Source organism: Pseudomonas paraversuta (assembly GCF_904067025.1).
GTDB lineage: Bacteria > Pseudomonadota > Gammaproteobacteria > Pseudomonadales > Pseudomonadaceae > Aquipseudomonas > Aquipseudomonas paraversuta.
In genome coordinates, this window is the sequence record NZ_CAJFDA010000001.1 from 2,085,233 (window position 1) to 2,102,572 (window position 17,340).

Consider the following 17,340-nt stretch of genomic DNA (forward strand, 5'->3'; position numbering starts at 1 on the left):
TCTAGGAATAGAAAGTGGGAGTAGGCAGGTTCTGGTTCAGTGCCCAGTCGCCCAATTCTTGAAGCTTGTAATCCAGCGGATCGTGCAGGCTTTGGGTACGCAGGTTGCGCCAGTGCCGGTCCAGACCTACAGCGGCGTGGGTGGCGCGGGCGCCGGTGACTTCAAAAACCTTGCTGCACAGCTCCAGCCCGTGGCGGTGGGCGGCGACTTTGGCGGTGGCGATGGCGACGGCCACCTGTCCGCGCTCCTGTTCGCTGAGCCTGGGACCCTTGGCCCAGGCCTTGTCCAGTTGCGCGGCGGCGTGCTCGAGCAGCAGCCGGGCACTTTCCAGGCCCACCCAGAAATCGCCGTAGTGCCCCAGTACATAGGGGTCCTGATGGTTTTGCGCGGCGCCGGATTTAAACCAGGGGCGGGTTTCACCTAGGGTGTACTGGCGTGCCTCTTCGAACGCGCCCTGAGCGATGCCGAGAAAAATGTTGGCGAAATGCAGCTGTGCAATCAGAGGCCGCAGGCAGGCGAACGGGGTGCTCAAAGGTCCCGGATCGAGCAGCAAGTCCGACTCTTCGACCCGTACCCGCTCGAAGGTGGCACTGCCACTGTCGGTCTGGCGCTGGCCCATGTTGTCCCAGTCGCCATGCAAGGTAATGCCGGTACGTGCGCTGGGAATGGCGGCGATCAACAGCTTGCCACCGGCGGCCTCATCCACCGCCGAGGCAATCAGCATCTGCGAGTCGCTGGCGCCGGAGCAGAAACTTTTTTTACCGGAGAATTCGCGCCAGCTGCCGAAATTGCGCACGGTGGTGCGGGTGTCCAGCGGGTTGAGGGCGTTGCCCCAAAACCAGTTCTGGCGGGCGGTCAGTTCGAACCAGGGCTGCCATTGCTCGGGGCGTGCGAACAGCCGGACAGTGGCGAGCATCAAGTGATGAAAGCCCAATACGTGGGCAATGGAACTGTCGACCCGGGCGAACTCGCGCACCACCTCAAAGGTATCGCTCCAGCTGGCGCCGAGGCCACCGAACTGGCGGGGAATACTCATGGCCAGCAGGCCGCTGGCGCGCAGGGCATCCCGTTGCGCAATGGGCGTACCGCCACGCTCGTCGCGTTCGACCGCGCTGTGGGCGAACTCGCTGGCCAGCGCCCGGGCGGTGTGCAGCGGGGTAAGTGCTGCGTCTTGTAGATGGGCTGTCACGGGTTATGGCCTCCATTCAAAAAATCCTGCCGCTGTGCCCCTGTGTTTCTGTAGGAGCGAGCTTGCTCGCGAGCTGTTTGGGGCGGTTTGATATCTGCGGCGCTGTTGTGAAGAGCTCGCGAGGCAAGCTCGCTCCTACACAGCAAGCTCGCTCCTACACAGGGGACAGGGCAGGCCTCAGGCTTTGGCCGGCAGGACGTCGTTGGCGATCATTTCGCCAAAGGGGCCGGTCAGGTTGGTGATGCCGCGTCCAGCCAGGCTGGCATACGGCTCGGGCAACAAGGGGAATACCAGCTCGGCAAAGCGGTAGGCCTCTTCCAGATGCGGATAGCCGGAGAAGATGAAGCTCTCGATCCCCAGGTCGGCGTACTCCATGATCCGCGCTGCCACCTGTTGCGGGTTGCCCACCAGTGCAGTACCGGCGCCACCGCGCACCAGGCCGACACCGGCCCACAGGTTGGGGGCGATTTGCAGGTTGTCGCGACGGCCGTCATGCAGCGCGGCCATACGCCGCTGGCCTTCAGAATCAAAGCGCGAGAAGGACTTCTGGGCGGCGGCAATGGTCTCGTCGCTGATGTGTTCGATCAGTTTGTCAGCCGCTGCCCAGGCTTGCTGTTCGGTCTCGCGCACGATGACATGCAGGCGGATACCGAAGCGCAGGGTACGGCCCTGGCGGGCAGCACGCTGGCGTACATCGGCCAGTTTTTCGGCCACGGCCGCCGGTGGTTCGCCCCAGGTCAGATACACGTCGACCTGTTCGGCAGCCAGTTCGTGGGCGGCTTCGGAAGAGCCGCCGAAATACAGCGGCGGATAGGGTTTCTGCACGGGCGGGTAGAGCGCCTTGGCGTTCTGTACGCGCAGGTGCTTGCCTTCGAAATCCACAGCTTCGCCTTGCAGGACCCGGCGCCAGATTTTCAGGAATTCGTCGGTGACTTCATAGCGCTCGCTGTGATCGAGGAAGCTGCCGTCGCCACGGTTTTCATCCGGGTCGCCGCCAGTCACCACATTGATCAGCAGACGCCCGCCGGACAGTCGGTCCAGGGTTGCGGCCATGCGTGCCGAGACCGTCGGCGAAATAATTCCCGGGCGGATGGCCACCAGATAACGTAAACGCTCGGTCAGCGGCACCAGTGCCGAGGCGATCACCCACGAGTCTTCGCACGAGCGGCCGGTGGGGATCAGCACCCCGTGGTAGCCCAGATCGTCGGCCGCCTGGGCCACCTGTTTCAGGTAGTTGAGGGTGACCGGGCGGGCGCCCTGGGTGGTACCCAGGTAATGGCCGTCGCCGTGGGTGGGAAGAAACCAGAACACATCCATGACAGAGTCCTTAAGCGATTTTCAGCAGGTTCCTGGCAGACACGCCGAACAACGGCGCGGCACGTTCTGCAGCAAGGCGGATGCGAGTCTTCAAGGGCTCACTGGTTATCTGGTAATTGGCAAAATCGGATTCGACGGCATACACCCCGATCGGCAGGGTCAGTGCCTGAAAGAAACCGAACAGCGGCCGCAGCTGGTGTTCGAGCACCAGGGCATGGCGCTCACTGCCGCCGGTGGCGGCCAGCAACACCGGGGTATCGATCAGGCCGTTGATATCCACCAGATCGAACAGGTGCTTGAGCAGCCCCGGGTAGGAGCCGCGATAGACCGGTGTCGCAACAATCAGCAGGTCGGCGTTCTCGATGGCCCGGATCTGTGCTTCGACCTCGGGGCCAAGCTCCTGGCGTGACAGGGCGCCGCCCAATTGCCGGGCGATATCGCCCAGCTCAATCAAGTGACTTTCGAGGGTAAGCCGGGTTTTCAGTTCGTCGAGAATCGCCTCGGCCAGCACCAGGGTGCGTGAAGGGCTGAATGCTCCCCCGGAAACGACGACGACTTGCAGCGCTTGAGACATGGTTGATCCTTGGCTGTTGGGCAGCGGACTGTGGACAGGTAATACCCTTGAGCAAACTCCGTACCAACAGACAAAGCCCCTGAATGCGGGGGTTGGCGCATCGGCTGCTGTTTTTGGGGCAGGTGTTTGCTGATCCACTGTTGGCTGGGCAACAGTTCCTGCAGGCTCGACGGCTGGATCCGGACATAAACATTGGCCATAACTATCCCCTTTTGGCCTGCCTCCCACTGTGATGCGCCAGGGTTGTCGGCAAGAATCAAAAGCACCCGCCCTCTAACAAGAAAGTTTGCCGAGCTTGCCCTTGGCCATTTGCAGGCCGCTGCCGTGTACAGAACATAAAAAATATCGATCTCACGCCGACTTCGGGGAACACACGCATGCACACAATCAAACGCTTACTGGGCCTTACCGTCTGCGGACTGACCCTGCTGGCCAGTGCCGTACAGGCCGAACAGCGCGAATTGCGGGTGTACAACTGGGCAGACTACATCCTGCCTTCGGTGCCCAAGGACTTCGCTAAACAAACCGGGATCAAGGTGATCTGGGACACCTTTGATACCAACGAATCCCTGGAGGCCAAGCTGCTGACCGGCAACTCGGGGTATGACCTGGTGGTGCCGTCGAACCAGTTTCTCGATACCCAGATCAAGGCCGGGGTATTCCAGAAACTGGACAAATCCAAACTGCCCAACTGGCAGCATCAAGATCCGGCCTTGCTCAAGCTGTTGCAGACCAACGACCCCGGCAACCAGTACGCGGTGCCCTACATGTACGGCACGGTGCTGATCGGTTTCAACCCGGCCAAGGTCAAGGCCGCGCTGGGCGACAATGCACCGGTGGACAGTTGGGACCTGGTGTTCAAACCCGAGAACATGGAAAAACTGAAATCCTGCGGCGTGGCCATGCTCGACTCGCCTTCCGAGATCCTGCCGCTGGCCCTGCACTATCTGGGTCTGGACCCGAACAGCCAGAACCCGGCCGACTATGAAAAAGCCAAGGAACTGATGTTGAAGGTTCGTCCTTACATCACCTATTTCAACTCGGCCAAATACATGACCGACATTGCCAACGGTGACATCTGCGTGGCCATCGGTTATTCCGGCAGCTTCTACCAGTTCGGCAACCGGGCCAAAGAGTCGGGCAACGGTGTGGTGGTTGACTGGCGTCTGCCCAAGGAAGGCGCGCCCATCTGGTTCGATACCTTTGCCATTCCGAAAAGCGCGAAAAATGTCGCCGAGGCCCATGAATTCCTCAACAACTTGCTGGAGCCCAAGGTCATTGCCCCGATCAGCGATTTTCTCGGTTATCCCAATGCCAACAAAGACTCGCTGCCCTTGATCAGCAAGGACATTACCGGCAACCCCAACCTGACCCCGACCAGCGAAGCCCTGAACAACCTGTATGTGGTGCAGCCGCTGCCCCAGAAGCTCGAGCGTGTACGCACCCGGGCCTGGACCAGCATCAAGTCGGACAAGTAAAGGATTGATCCATACCCTCTTTGGGGTAGTGAATGGGGGGTATCGTCAAGTGTTGCCCGGATTTCTACACTGGGCGCACTTTACTGACCACAACGAGAGCAGAACGATGCGTATCCGTGAGCTTGGCATAACCATTGGTTCGGGCACCCCGGGCCTCTATAACGCAATCACCGATGTTGCGGGTGTGCGGGTCGGGCATCACACGCTGAATGTAGAAACCGCCGAAGCTTCCATCCATACCGGTGTCACGGTCATTGAGCCGCGGGCCGGTGCGGCGCATTTGCAGCCGTGTTTTGCCGGGGTCCATGTGTTGAACGGCAACGGTGACGCAACCGGTCTGGAGTGGATTCGCGAAGCTGGTTTACTGACCACGCCCATCGCCTATACCAACACCCACAGTGTCGGTGTAGTGCGCGATGCGCTGGTGGCCGCAGAACGTGAAATGGGCAAGAAGCACACCTATTGGTGCATGCCTGTGGTACTGGAAACCTACGATGGCACCTTGAATGACATCTGGGGCCAGCACGTGCGCCCCGAGCATGTGCAACTGGCGCTGCTGGATGCAAGGTCCGGCCCTGTCCAGGAGGGCAATGTGGGTGGTGGCACGGGCATGATTTGCCATGAATTCAAGGGTGGCATCGGCACCGCTTCGCGGGTGCTGAGCACTGAGCAGGGCGGCTGGACCGTTGGCGCTCTGGTGCAGGCCAACTACGGCGTACGAGAAGCGCTGCGGGTGGCGGGGTATCCGGTCGGCAAGGTACTGAATGATGTGCCGTCGCCGTTCAGGAGCGAGATCAATGTCGGCGAGCCGGGCATGGGTTCCATCGTGATTACCATTGCTACCGATGCACCTTTGTTGCCGCATCAATGCACCCGGCTTGCGCAGCGGGCCAGTGTTGGTCTTGCACGTGTTGGAGGGGGCACTGAGGATTCCAGTGGCGATATCTTCATTGCCTTTTCGGTGGGCAACAGCAGTTTGCCGGCGGCTGATTTTGGTCATCCGGGGGCGCCGACCACCGAGTTGCAGATGGTCAATAACGATTACATCTCACCGTTGTTCGTGGCTGCCGCAGACGCGGTAGAAGAGGCCATTCTCAATGCCATGCTGGCTGCCAGTGACCTCAAGGGTTGCGCCAGCCAGGTGTTTTCCCTCAAGCCAGAGCGCCTGCTTAGCGCCCTGGCCAAAGTAGGCTGGCAACCCTGAGCCCACAGTAGTGATGGTTCGCTGGCCGGGTGGGTGGGCAGGTGGGCAGATGGACCTGTAGGAGCGAGCTTGCTCGCGATGGCAGCGGTGGGGTGTATCAGGAAAATCCCGGTGTAAGCATCGCTGGCAAGCCAGCTCCCACAGAAATGAGGTTCACTGGCCGGGTGGGTGGGCAGGTGGGCAGGTGCACCTGTAGGAGCGAGCTTGCTCGCGATGGCAGCGGTGCGGTGTACCAGGTAAACCCCGGTGTATGCATCGCTGGCAAGCCAGCTCCCACAGAAATAATGGTGCACTGGCTAGGTGGGTGGGCAGGTGGGCAGGTGCACCTGTAGGAGCGAGCTTGTAGTGGTCCAGTTTTTTTGGACCATTGCGTAGGAGTATTAAGCCGCCATTTCCTCAAAAGTAACTGGCGGCAGGTTATTCGAGGCGGAGTGACAACGCCGGTGGTTGTAATGGGCAATAAAATCCATCACGTCCCGCTCTGCCTCGAAATGATTCTGGTAGCCGTTTTCCGGTGACCAATCGTGCTTCTGTGATCTGAAGTAGCGCTCAACGACGGCATTATCCCAGCAATTACCGCGTCGGCTCATACTCTGCACAATGTTCTTTTCAGCCAAATATTTTACGAAACGCTCAGCGGTGTACTGGCAGCCCTGGTCCGAGTGGAAAACCAGCTCAGAAGTAGGACGGCGTATGCCCACAGCCAGCTGCAACGCCTTAAGTGAAAGCTCCGTATCCGCCGTTCTCGAAAACGCCCAGCCTACAATCCTGCGCGAGAAAAGATCCATGACAACCGCCAAATACAGCCAGCTCCCACCGACCCTGATGTAAGTAATATCTCCTGCCCAAAAAGTGTTCGGGGCCGCGGGATTAAAGCGACGGGCCAGGATATTAGGTGCGATGTTGGAGGGCTTGGTCATTCGCCGATAGTGGGCGTAACGTGCGCGCCGCCTGACCAGCCCGAGGGTTTTCATCAGGCCACGCATTCGATGACGCCCCACTTTCATCCCCTGTTTCTTCAGCGCTTTGCTAAAACCCCTACTACCCAAAGCACCACGATGCTCTTTATGCAGTTGGCGAATTTTCTTCTCCAACTGACGCTCAACTCCGCGCGGTCGCTTGGGATGACGTTGCGCGTAATAGCTGCTGCGAGGGACACCGAAAAGACAGCACAGGTGTCGTACCGACATCGCGCCTTTGGTGCCCTCGATCATTTTATTCGGCTGAAAAGCACCTTTAGATGAGAGGGCAACTGCTTTTTTAAGACGTCATTCTCTGCCTCCAGCAGCGCTAATCTGGCCTGAAGCGAATCAATCAGATCTTGATCCTGCGGGCGGGTGGTTTGCGAGGCTCCTACATGCTCCTTGTGCCATCGGGAAACCCACCGCCGCAAAGCCGTCGGTCCCACGCCGGTTTGTTCGCACGCCTTTGGCACGGAGTAATTCATTTCCACGACCAAGCGAATGGCCTCGGCTTTTTCTTCGGCAGTTACGACCCGAAATCCCATGATGAATCCTTAAGTTGATACTCCTACATGATGGTCCATAAATATTGAGCCACAACAGCTTGCTCGCGATGGCAGCGGTGCGGTGTACCAGGTAAACCCCGGTGTATGCATCGCTGGCAAGCCAGCTCCCACAGAAATGATGGTGCACTGGCCGGGCGGGTGGGCAGGTGGACCTGTAGGAGCGAGCTTGCTCGCGATGGCAGCGGTGCGGTGCGGTGTACCAGGTAAATCCCGGTGTAAGCATCGCTGGCAAGCCAGCTCCCACAGTAATGATGGTGCACTGGCCGGGCGGGTGGGCAGGTGGACCTGTAGGAGCGAGCTTGCTCGCGATGGCAGCGGTGGGGTGTATCAGGAAAATCCCGGTGTATGCATCGCTGGCAAGCCAGCTCCCACGGAGGCGGGTCAGAGGTTCGGCAGCTGGCCGACGCGCGCCATCATTTCGGTCACGATCTGTAGGTCCAGCATGAACTGGTTCACTGTCTTGAACTCGTTATCGTTGTGACCGGTGTATTTGACCCCGGGCATCGCCAGGCCGAATTGCACGCCATTGGGCAGTTCATGCACCGAAGTCGCACCCGAGGAGGCGCCGAACTTGTGTTCCATGCCCAGGTTTTCAGTGGCCACCGCCAGCAGCGCCTTGACCCACTCGCCTTCAGGGTTGCGGTACATCGGCTCGGCAATGGAGGTCTCCAGGGTCAACGGGATATGGTTGTTCTTGCTCCACTGCGTCAGTTTTTCGGTGATTTCGGCTTTCAGCGCTTCCGGGGATTCACCCTTGGGCACGCGCAGGTTGACCGCCAGTTTGAAGTTGTTGTCGTCCATCCCGACATAGGTCAGGGAAGTGGTCAGCGGCCCCATGAAATCATCGGCAAAACCGATCCCCAACTTGCCGCCCAGATAGTCCAGGCCCCAGTTGTCGGCTGCATAACGGGCCGCATCGGTGATGTGGTTGTGCTTGAGCGCTACCTGACCTTCGAGGCTGTTGATGAAGTCCAGCATCCGCGCCACCGGGTTTACCCCGGAGTCGGGTTTGGAGGAGTGGGCGGATACGCCGGTCACGGTCAGCACCACGTCCTTGCCAACCACTTTGGCGCTCACTTCGAAGTTCTCACCATTGCGTCTGGCATATTCAATGCCGGCTTTTTGCAGGCTGGCGGCCAGCTCGGCAGGCTTGTCAGTGACAAAAGTGGCGACTGATGTCGACGGGATCTGGTTGGTGGCCAGGCCGCCGGTCAGCGAAGTGATTTCTGCACCCTGGCCTTCTGCTTTACGCCGTGCAAAGTTGGCCATCACCGTGCCGTAGCCTTTTTCGGCAATGACCACCGGGTAGCCGCCATCCAGTGCCAGGTTGTAGTTGGGCGTCGGGTTGTGTTCGAAGTAATACGGAATGGCGTCGCCACTGGTTTCCTCGGTGGTGTCCACCAGCAGCTTGAAATTGCGCGCCAGTGGCAGGTTTTCTTCCTTGATCACCTTCATTGCGTACAGCGTGACCACGATGCCGTTCTTGTCATCTTCGGTGCCGCGGCCGTACATGCGGTCGCCGATCAGGGTGACCTTGAACGGGTCAAGCCGGGTGCCGTCTTTCAGTACCCAGTTTTCCGGGCTCACCGGTACCACGTCGGCATGGGCGTGGATGCCCACCACTTCATCGCCTTTGCCTTCCAGGGAGATCTCGTAGACCCGGCCATCGACGTTGCGATAGTTCAGATTGAAGGCCTTGGCCAGGTCTCTGATCTTGTCGCCGATCTTGATGAATTCAGGGTTCTTGTACGATGGCACGCCTTCCACGTTGACGGTGGGGATGGCCACCAGCTCGATCAGGGTCTGGGTGGCCGCGCTGCCGTACTTGATCCGCGTGTACAGGCCCAGCAGGCGATAGATCTCGTTCTGCTGCTCGGCGGACAGGGTTTTGTTGTCGAGAAAAGCATTGATCGCAGGGCCCAGGTCATCGGTTTTAGCCAGATCGCTCTTGGCCAGGCTGGTCAGGAACTGCCTGAAATCCGTTACCGATTTATCGCTGAAGGACTTGAGGATGAGCTCGCTCTGCTGCGGGGTGATATTGGCCATAGCAGCCGGGGTGAACGCTGTGAGGCTGGCCATCATCAGGGTTGCGGCGGCCAGTTGCTTGAGTGAGAAATCCATTGAGCAGGGCATTCCTTTGCAGGTGGTTGAGGGTGAATAGCGGATGAATGTAACAAAACATTATCGAAAATGGGTCAAAAACAGCCCCCTTTATTTCACCCTCGCACCTACACCTATTGCTGGGCTTGCAGGAACAGTGAAAACAGTTCCGACTGGGACTTGATTCCCAGCTTGCTGTACATGTGTTTGCGATGCACTTTTACGGTTTCGGCCGAGATTGCCAGTTTGCGGGCGATTTCCTTGTTCGAGCAGCCGCTGAGCAATAGCCGGCCCACTTCCATCTCCCGTGCGGTGAGGGGCGAACTCAACTGTGCAGTGGCCGCCTCCAGGCGAGCCTGCCAGTTGGGCGTCAGTTCTGGCGCTTCCCCGGGATCGCGTTCAAACAGCAGGCGTTGGCGCATCAGCGCCGCGACCCACGGCTGGACCAGTCCCAGCAGGGCGGTCTGTTCCAGGCTGAACCGGCACTGGCTGCCCAGGGACAGGCTGAGGGTGCGTTCATTGTCGAGTTGCACGTTGATATGCACCTCGTCGGTCACGATATTCAGACGGAAATAACGCTGGTAGTAATCGGTCTGTTCAAAGCATTCGGGAGCCACGTCCTGCAGCTGGAACAACCCGCTCTGGGGCGCTTCGCGGTTGGCGATATAGAACGGGTCCAGCAGGTACAGGCCCTTGAGGTAGTCCTGGAACAGCGGGTCCACGGCGCCGTCGGCACCGGGGGACTCGGCCAGTACCTGGGGCTTGCCGGCGCCGTAAATCAGCACCACCCAGTTGTCCACGGGCAGGTAGCGGCCGAGCAAGCGCACCAGCGCGGTCCAGAAATTGGGGCGATCGAGGGTTTCAATCACCCGGCCCATGGCGTCATGCCAGGCCACATCCTGCAATGTCAGACTCATCTTTGTACCCAGAGGGGGTTACCCCATCGATGTCATTTATTGGCGCGATGCCGCGTTCCATACTCGGTTCATCCCCCGTGCAAGGATCTGAGATGAAGATTGAACTGATGCAACTGGCAGGCCGTGACGGCGACACCGCTTATAACCTGACGCGCACCCTCAATGCCATCGCCACTTGTGAGGCCGGCACCGATTTGCTGGTGTTCCCCGAGACTCATCTGAGCGGCTTTGTCGGCGCCGATGAGCTGGCCCGCGTCGCCGAACCTTTGCATGGCCCGGCCCTGCAAAGGGTGTTGCAGGCCGTGCGCGAGCGGGATGTTTCGGTGGTGCTGGGCATGGCTGAACAGCACAACGGCACCTACTACAACACCTCGGTTCTGGTGACCCCCGAGGGCATAGCGCTGGCTTATCGCAAGACCCACCTGTGGCCAACCGAGCGCGGTGATTTTTGCCCCGGCGATCGTTTCAGCACGGTGCCATGGCGCGGGATTCGAGTGGGTTTGCTGATCTGTTATGACATCGAGTTCCCCGAAACCAGCCGTGCGCTGGCGCAACTGGGCGCTGATCTGATTATCGTCACCAACGGCAATATGGACCCCTACGGTGCGGTGCATCGTACCGCCATCATGGCTCGAGCCCAGGAGAACCAGATCTTTGCCGTGATGGTCAATCGCGTCGGGGCAGGGGATGACGGCCTGGTATTTGCCGGTGGCAGTACAGTGGTTGACCCCCATGGCCAGGTGGTCTTTGAGGCCGGACGCGAAGAAGTGCGCCAGGTGGTGGCGCTGGACCTTGATCTGCTCAGGTCCGCCCGCCGTGATTACGACTATCTCAAGGACCGCCGTGTGCTGCTTGCCGGCGAACAGATCGTCCACCCAGATGGCCTCCGCGAGCTGCTGACCGGAGTTGCACAATGAAAAGTCAACGCAGTGTCAACTGGGCCCTGGCCACCCTGTTGAGTGTCGGTCTGGCCCAGGTGCAGGCGGCGGATTCTCAGGTGCATATCTACAACTGGTATGACTTTATTGCCCCGGATGCGACGAAGAATTTCCAGGCTGAAACCGGCATCAGCTCGGTGTATGACGTGTACGACAGCAGTGATGTGATGCAGAGCAAACTCATGGTGGGAGGCAGCGGGTACGACGTGGTGGTCGCCAGCAACGATGTGCTGCCTAATTTGATAAAAGCCGGGGTGCTGAAGGAGCTCGATCGCTCGCAGTTACCCAATCTGCCACACCTTGACCCGGCCATTCTGGCGAAAATGCAAAACAATGATCCCGGTAATCGCTATGCGGTGCCGTATCTGTGGGGCACCACGGGCATTGGTTACGACGCGGACAAGGTCAGGGCGACTCTCGGTCCTGATGCTGCGGTGGATTCCTGGGACCTGATCTTCAAGGAAGAAAACATCAGCAAACTGAGCCAGTGCGGCGTGGCCATGCTTGATGCCCCGGGCGATATTATCTCCATTGCCCTGCATTACCTTGGCCTGCCGCAAAACAGCAGCAACCCCCAGGATTACCAAAAGGCCGAGGCATTGCTGCTCAAGGTGCGGCCGTATATCCGTTACTTTGACTCGTCGAGGTTCATCACCGATCTGGCCAATGGCAATGTCTGCGTGGTGGTGGGCTGGGCAGGCGGGGTGCAGGACGCGAAAACGGCGTCGCTGGCGGCTGGCAATGGTCGCACCATTGGCTACAGCATCCCCCGTGAAGGGGCACCGATCTGGATCGAGAACCTGGTGTTGCTCAATGATGCACCGAACCCGCAACAGGGGTTGGCGTTTATCAATTACATGCTGCGCCCCGAAGTGATTGCCCGTACCTCTAACCACCTCAAATACCCCAATGGCAACCAGGACGCCAGGGAGCTGGTGGACAAAGTCATTCGCGATGACACTGATATTTACCCGACCGAGGCAGTGATGGCGACCCTGTTCCCGCTTCAGCCCATGGCACTCAAACTGGAGCGGATACGCACCCGGTTGTGGAGCAAGGTCAAAAGCGGGACCTGAGCCCCCGATACCCGGGGGCTGCTGCGCAGTCCAGCGCAGCTTCGTGCCTGGTCGGCGACTAGGCGCTGGCCGTGCGAGGGGCCACCTGTCGGGCCCCGGGCATCGCCGGCAGCACGGCTTCCTGCAGAATGCGCGCCGCAGGATGCTCGAAGCGCATCCCCGGCGTTACTTCGCGGTCTTCCACCAGGTTGCCGTCGGCCAGCACCACCACCCGCTGGCAAAAACGCCGGACCAGGCTCAGGTCATGGGTAATCAGCAAGAACCCTGTCCCGGATTCACGTCGCACCTCTGCGAGCAAATCAAGAATCTGCACCTGCAATACCCGGTCAAGGTTGGACAGGGCTTCGTCAAGAATGATCAGTTGCGGGCCAACCGCCATGGCTCTGGCGATCCCGGCCCTTTGCAGCTGCCCGCCGCTGAGTTGCGCCGGCAGTTTGTCGATGTCGGCCGGTTCGAGTTTGACCTGCTGCAACAGTTGTTCAACCCGGGCCTGGCACGCCTCGCGGTGCATGCCCGCAAGGTGGCGCAACGGCTCGGCAATGCTCCAGCCAATGCTGCGCTGGGGGTTGAAAGCACTGAGGGCATCCTGAAACACCATCTGCACCCGCTGCAAAAACTCCGGATGGGTGCCCTGCAACGCCTGGCCATTGAAGTGGATGCTGCCCTGGTCGGGCGTTTCCAGGCCCATCAACAGGCGGGCGAGGGTGCTTTTACCGCTGCCGCTGCCCCCCAGCAGGCCAAGGTTCTGGCCCTCGGGCAGGTCCAGATTCAGTTCGCTGAGCACCTGCACCCGATGCCGTTTGCTGAACATTGCGCCAGCGGTATAGCCGTGGCTGAGGTTGCGTATCTGGAATAAATTCATGCCGGGCAGCTCTCCATCGTTAACGAGTGATGCGCCGCAAGCAGGGTGCGCGCCTCCTGGCTCTGCGGGGCATGGAACAGGCTATGCACATCGGCCTGCTCGACGATCCGGCCGTGGGCCATGACCGTGACCTGATCGGCGCAGCGGGCCACGACGCCCATGTCATGGGTGATCAGCAGTACCCCGAGATTACGGTGCACCATCAGTCGTTCAAGCAGGTCGAGAAAGCGCGCCTGGGCCACCACGTCGAGATCGCTGGTGGGCTCGTCAGCCAGCAAGAATCGGCTGTCGGCAAGCAGGGCCAGGGCAATCATCATCCGTTGCAGCATGCCGCCGCTGAGCTGGAAGGCAAATGAATCGAGCACCCGCTGGCCGTCAAACAGGCCGACTTCAAGCAGGGTGGCGTGGATCAGTTGCTCGGCGTCGACGCCCCGTATGCCTCGCGCCTGCAGGGTTTCCAAGGCGTGTTGGCGCAGTGAACGGACAGGGTTGAAAGCACTGCGCGGGTTTTGCAGTACCAGTGCCACTTCGCGCCCGCGCAGGCTGGCGGCCGCAACTGCCTGCCCGTCCAGCAACAGGCTGGCGCCGCTGCTGTGCACCCCGGGCGGCAACAGGTCGAGGATGCCCAGGCAGGTCAGGGATTTCCCCGAACCGCTGGCCCCCACCAGTGCATGCACCTCGCCGGCCTTGAGGGTCAGCTCGACACTCTCGACCAGGGTGCGTTGCCGGTGCTTGAGGGTCAGGCCGCTGATTTTCAGGGTATGTTTCATTCCTTGATCTCCGCCAGCACGCTGGGGTCAAGCCGGTCGCGCAAGGCGTCGCCCAGCAGGTTGAAGGCCATGACCGAGATAAAAATCATCAGCCCCGGCCACAGCAATAGTTGCGGCTGGGTCCAGATAAATTCCTTAGCGTCGTTGATCATCACGCCCCATTCGGGAGTCGGCGGGCTCACGCCCAGACCCAGGAACGACAGGCCCGAGACGTGCAGCATCATGTGGCCGATATCCATCGAGGCCAGCACCAGCAACTGTCCCACCACATTGGGCATCACGTGCTGGCGCAGACGGGTCAGGCGCGAGGCCCCGGCCAGCCGTGAGGCGAGCACATAGTCGCGGTTGCGCTGGGCCAGCACCATGCCGCGCACCATGCGTGCGTACCAGGCCCAGTGGGACAGGGCGATGGCGATGATGACGTTGGTCAGGCCGGTGCCCAGCAGCGCAATCAGGAAGAACGCCAGGACCAGGGTCGGGAAGGTCAGGAACATGTCGCACAGGCGCATCAGAAACATGTCGACCTTGCCGCCAACGATCCCGGCGATCCCGCCAATGACCACGCCCATGATCAGCACCAGGGCCAGCACCAGCACCACGCTGCCCAGGGACAACTGGGTGCCGACGATCAAGCGCGAAAGCACGTCGCGCCCAAGGTGATCGGTACCCAGCCAGTGGCTGGCGCTGGCGGGCAGCAGGCGATCATCCAGACTCACCAAGGTCGCGTCGTAAGGCGCAAGCCAGGGCCCGAACAGTGCCATCAACAGCAACAGGCCGACCAGCAGATAGCCGACCCGCATCCCGTGTTTTTTACCCGGCAAGGCCATGGTTGAGGTGCTCATGCCATCACCCCCGACAGACGCGTGCGCGGATCGAGCCAGGCGTAGCAGATGTCCACCACCAGGTTGCACAGCACCAGCAGGGTGGTGAGCAACAGGGTGAAGCACTGCATCACCGGGAAGTCGCGGTTGAGCACGGCACTGACCGCAAAGCGCCCGACGCCGGGCCAGGCGAAGATGGTTTCGATCACTAATGCACCCCCCAGCAGTTCGCCGATATGCATGCCGGTGGCGGTCACCAGCGGCATCCAGGCGTTGCGCAGGATGTGATCACGCCACACCCGCCGTTCGCTCAGGCCACGGGCCCGGGCGTAGAACACATGCCGCTGCTGGCGCACATCCAGCAGGCTGGCGCGCAGCAGGCGGGCGTTGATCGACATCGACATCAGCGCGATGGCCAGTACCGGCATCAGCAAGTGCTGCGGCCCGCCACGCCCCATCGGCGGCAACCAGCCCAGCCACAGGGAGAACAGGGCGATCAGCAAAAAGGCCAGCCAGAAGTTGGGCATCGACACACCGATAAAGGTGATGAAACGCACCACCTGATCCGGCCAGCGGCCTTTCCAGCGCGCGGCGGCCAGGCCCAGCGGGATGCTCATGAGCAGAGTGGTGAGCAGGGCCAGGCCACCCAGTTGCAGAGTGGCCGGCAGGTAATACAGCAGGTCGTCCAGCACCGGGCGGCCGGTGATGTAGGAGGTGCCGAAGTCCAGGTGCAGGGCATTCCACAGCCAGCTGATGTACTGCTCGGGCAGCGGGCGATCCAGCCCCAAAGCCTGGCGTGCCTCTGCCAGTGCGGTGTCGGTCGGCGGGATCTGCGACAGGCGCAGGTAATCCAGGGCCGGGTCGCCATTGCCCAGGTGCAGGAGGATGAACACGATCAGCGACACCCCCAGCAGCACCGGGATCAGCAGTACCAGACGCAAAATGATATAGCGCAGCATGGCTCAGGGCTTCCCGGTGGCTGGGTGCATGACTTCGAACGGCACGTCGAACAGCGTGCTGCCGAACTGGACGTTAGCCACATTGTTGCGGCTGACACTGATGGCGGTCAGATAGGAAATCGGCAAATACACCGCCTGATCGTGCAGGGTGGTGAGGATTTCGCGGTAGCCTTCGGCGCGCTGTTGCTCATCGGTCTGGCCCAGGACTTCGGCGATCCTGGCGTCGATGGCATCCTTCATCGGCAGGCCGCGCTGGGCCATATAGTCGGCGTGCCCGGCATAGCGCATGGAGCTGACAAAGGAGTGCGGGTCGTAAGGCGCGCCCCAGGTGTCGGCGAAAATCATGCCGAAGCGGCCTTCACGCTGGCGCTGCACCAGCGCGCCGTCTTCCTCGGCCCGCAGCTTGACCTCGATTCCGACCTTGGCCAGCTCGCCCTGGATGATTTCGGCCAGGCTTTTTTGCAGGGCGCTGGTGCCCAGAAACACCAGTTCGATGCTCAGGGGCTGACCGTCCTTCTCAAGGATGCCCTTGCCCGACTGGGCTTTCCAGCCGGCGGCCTGCAGGGTTTGGCGCGCTTGCTGCGGGTCGTAGGGCGCGGCCTTGAGGCCCAGATCGGTGTACGGCATGTTGTTGGAAAACAGGGCGTCGGCACGGGGTTCCAGACCATGCAGGACCTTGGCGATGATGGTGTCCTTGTCCACGGCCTGATTGATCGCCTGGCGCACCGCCAGTTCGTTGGTGGGGGCCAGGCCGGTGTTCATCGCCACCGAACGGGTAGCCAGGGGCGCGGAAATGGCGGTGTTGAAACCTGAGTCGCGCAGGCGCACAAAGGTCCCGGGGGAGATTTCACCCTCGGCGCCCTGAATCAGATCCAGCTCCCCGGTCTGCAAGGCAATGGCGCGGCTGTCGGGGTCGGAGATGACCTTCACCAGCACTGAGCCGTAAGCCGGTCTGGCCCCCCAATAGCGTTCGTTGCGCTCGAAGCGGTCGTATTCGCCGCGTCGGGTTTGCGCCAGGATCCAGGGCCCGGTGCCCACCGGTGCACCCGGTTTGGCGTGTGGTGCGCCGAAGCGCAGCGGGCGCACTTGCGCCAGTTCCATCAGGGTCGGGTAGTAAGGGTGTTTCAGCTTGAGCACCAGGGTGTGCTCGTCCGGTGCTTCAACACCCTCCAGGGTGGAGACCAGTTCCATCCACTGATGGCGTTTGCTGTTGGCCAGTACGGCGTCCAGACTGGCTTTGGCGGCGGCCGCATTGAACGGGCTGCCATCGCTGAAGGTCACCGCGTCACGCAGGGTAAAGGTGTAGGTTTTGCCGTCCGGCGAGACTGTCCATTGGGTGGCGAGCCAGGGTTCCAGCGTGCCCTTGTCGGTGTACCGCACCAGGGGCTCATAGACCATGGCCTGGGCGTACATCTGGTTTGGCGAGTAACCCCGGGGGTCAAGCGGCCCGGCATTGGTCGGCCACGAATAGGTGAGGGTGGGGGCCGGGTCGGCGGCGTGGGCTGCGATCAGGCCCATACTCAGGCAGACTCCGGACATCCATAAGGCAAGTTGTTTTTTCATCCTTGACTGCTCCACACTGCGTCTCCCTCAGGTTGATGGCCGCT

The 17,340-nt window shown here is 60.8% G+C and carries 16 protein-coding genes; 4 read left to right on the forward strand and 12 right to left on the reverse strand.

What is annotated here, in order from left to right; translation table 11 throughout:
• Position 1: 1 nt before the first annotated feature.
• The 3 genes from JQ848_RS09660 to msuE all read right to left on the reverse strand — a co-directional run bounded on the left by JQ848_RS09660 (position 2) and on the right by msuE (position 3,080).
• A complete protein-coding gene (locus JQ848_RS09660; protein WP_202210543.1) occupies positions 2-1,189 on the reverse strand; it encodes an acyl-CoA dehydrogenase family protein in 1,188 nt (395 codons plus the stop codon).
• Between the two features lie 177 nt (positions 1,190-1,366).
• On the reverse strand, positions 1,367-2,506 hold the full coding sequence (gene ssuD, locus JQ848_RS09665; RefSeq protein WP_160627428.1) for an FMNH2-dependent alkanesulfonate monooxygenase: 1,140 nt from the start codon (positions 2,504-2,506) through the stop codon (positions 1,367-1,369).
• 10 nt (positions 2,507-2,516) lie between these two features.
• Positions 2,517-3,080, reverse strand: a complete 564-nt coding sequence (gene msuE / locus JQ848_RS09670) for an FMN reductase (RefSeq protein WP_003446376.1) — start codon at positions 3,078-3,080, stop codon at positions 2,517-2,519.
• Positions 3,081-3,457: 377 nt separating this feature from the next.
• On the opposite strand from msuE, the gene JQ848_RS09675 reads away from it, so the two are divergent.
• Both JQ848_RS09675 and JQ848_RS09680 read left to right on the forward strand, forming a co-directional pair.
• Positions 3,458-4,558, forward strand: coding sequence for a polyamine ABC transporter substrate-binding protein (locus JQ848_RS09675; protein ID WP_003446378.1), 1,101 nt, complete (start codon positions 3,458-3,460; stop codon positions 4,556-4,558).
• Positions 4,559-4,664: 106 nt separating this feature from the next.
• A complete protein-coding gene (locus JQ848_RS09680; RefSeq protein WP_202210544.1) occupies positions 4,665-5,762 on the forward strand; it encodes a DmpA family aminopeptidase in 1,098 nt (365 codons plus the stop codon).
• Positions 5,763-6,142: 380 nt separating this feature from the next.
• Here the strand turns inward: JQ848_RS09680 and JQ848_RS09685 are convergent, their stop codons facing one another.
• The 4 genes from JQ848_RS09685 to JQ848_RS09700 all read right to left on the reverse strand — a co-directional run bounded on the left by JQ848_RS09685 (position 6,143) and on the right by JQ848_RS09700 (position 10,307).
• Positions 6,143-6,976, reverse strand: a complete 834-nt coding sequence (locus tag JQ848_RS09685) for an IS3 family transposase (protein ID WP_202210380.1) — start codon at positions 6,974-6,976, stop codon at positions 6,143-6,145.
• Entirely contained in the window at positions 6,973-7,269 is a 297-nt protein-coding gene (locus JQ848_RS09690; protein ID WP_010656393.1) for a transposase, read from the reverse strand. The genes JQ848_RS09685 and JQ848_RS09690 overlap by 4 nt, the downstream gene beginning before the upstream one ends.
• 402 nt (positions 7,270-7,671) lie before the next feature.
• Positions 7,672-9,411, reverse strand: coding sequence for a dipeptidase (locus JQ848_RS09695; RefSeq protein ID WP_127197082.1), 1,740 nt, complete (start codon positions 9,409-9,411; stop codon positions 7,672-7,674).
• A 113-nt stretch (positions 9,412-9,524) separates the two neighbouring features.
• Complete coding sequence (locus tag JQ848_RS09700) at positions 9,525-10,307, reverse strand: helix-turn-helix transcriptional regulator (protein WP_010657230.1); 783 nt, start codon at positions 10,305-10,307, stop codon at positions 9,525-9,527.
• A gap of 92 nt (positions 10,308-10,399) precedes the next feature.
• On the opposite strand from JQ848_RS09700, the gene JQ848_RS09705 reads away from it, so the two are divergent.
• Positions 10,400-11,224: a carbon-nitrogen hydrolase family protein gene (locus JQ848_RS09705; RefSeq protein WP_202210545.1), complete on the forward strand. Its 825-nt coding sequence runs from the start codon at positions 10,400-10,402 to the stop codon at positions 11,222-11,224.
• Positions 11,221-12,321 carry a polyamine ABC transporter substrate-binding protein gene (locus JQ848_RS09710; RefSeq protein WP_003446385.1) on the forward strand — a complete coding sequence of 367 codons (1,101 nt, stop codon included), beginning with the start codon at positions 11,221-11,223 and terminating at the stop codon, positions 12,319-12,321. Before JQ848_RS09705 ends, JQ848_RS09710 begins: the two co-directional genes overlap by 4 nt.
• A 58-nt stretch (positions 12,322-12,379) precedes the next feature.
• Here the strand turns inward: JQ848_RS09710 and JQ848_RS09715 are convergent, their stop codons facing one another.
• From JQ848_RS09715 to nikA, 5 genes are read right to left on the reverse strand one after another with little or no spacing between them, the layout of a single operon-like run.
• Positions 12,380-13,183, reverse strand: coding sequence for an ATP-binding cassette domain-containing protein (locus tag JQ848_RS09715; protein WP_161720247.1), 804 nt, complete (start codon positions 13,181-13,183; stop codon positions 12,380-12,382).
• Positions 13,180-13,953 (reverse strand): ATP-binding cassette domain-containing protein, encoded by a 774-nt coding sequence (locus JQ848_RS09720; RefSeq protein ID WP_160627424.1) that lies wholly within the window; start codon positions 13,951-13,953, stop codon positions 13,180-13,182. Before JQ848_RS09720 ends, JQ848_RS09715 begins: the two co-directional genes overlap by 4 nt.
• The gene (nikC, locus tag JQ848_RS09725; protein WP_003446390.1) at positions 13,950-14,795 is read right to left on the reverse strand and encodes a nickel ABC transporter permease subunit NikC; all 846 of its coding nucleotides are present in this window, start codon (positions 14,793-14,795) and stop codon (positions 13,950-13,952) included. Before nikC ends, JQ848_RS09720 begins: the two co-directional genes overlap by 4 nt.
• A complete protein-coding gene (gene nikB, locus JQ848_RS09730; RefSeq protein ID WP_003446393.1) occupies positions 14,792-15,733 on the reverse strand; it encodes a nickel ABC transporter permease subunit NikB in 942 nt (313 codons plus the stop codon). The genes nikC and nikB overlap by 4 nt, the downstream gene beginning before the upstream one ends.
• 3 nt (positions 15,734-15,736) lie before the next feature.
• Positions 15,737-17,296, reverse strand: a complete 1,560-nt coding sequence (gene nikA / locus JQ848_RS09735; RefSeq protein ID WP_235972443.1) for a nickel ABC transporter substrate-binding protein — start codon at positions 17,294-17,296, stop codon at positions 15,737-15,739.
• Between the last annotated feature and the right edge of the window lie 44 nt (positions 17,297-17,340).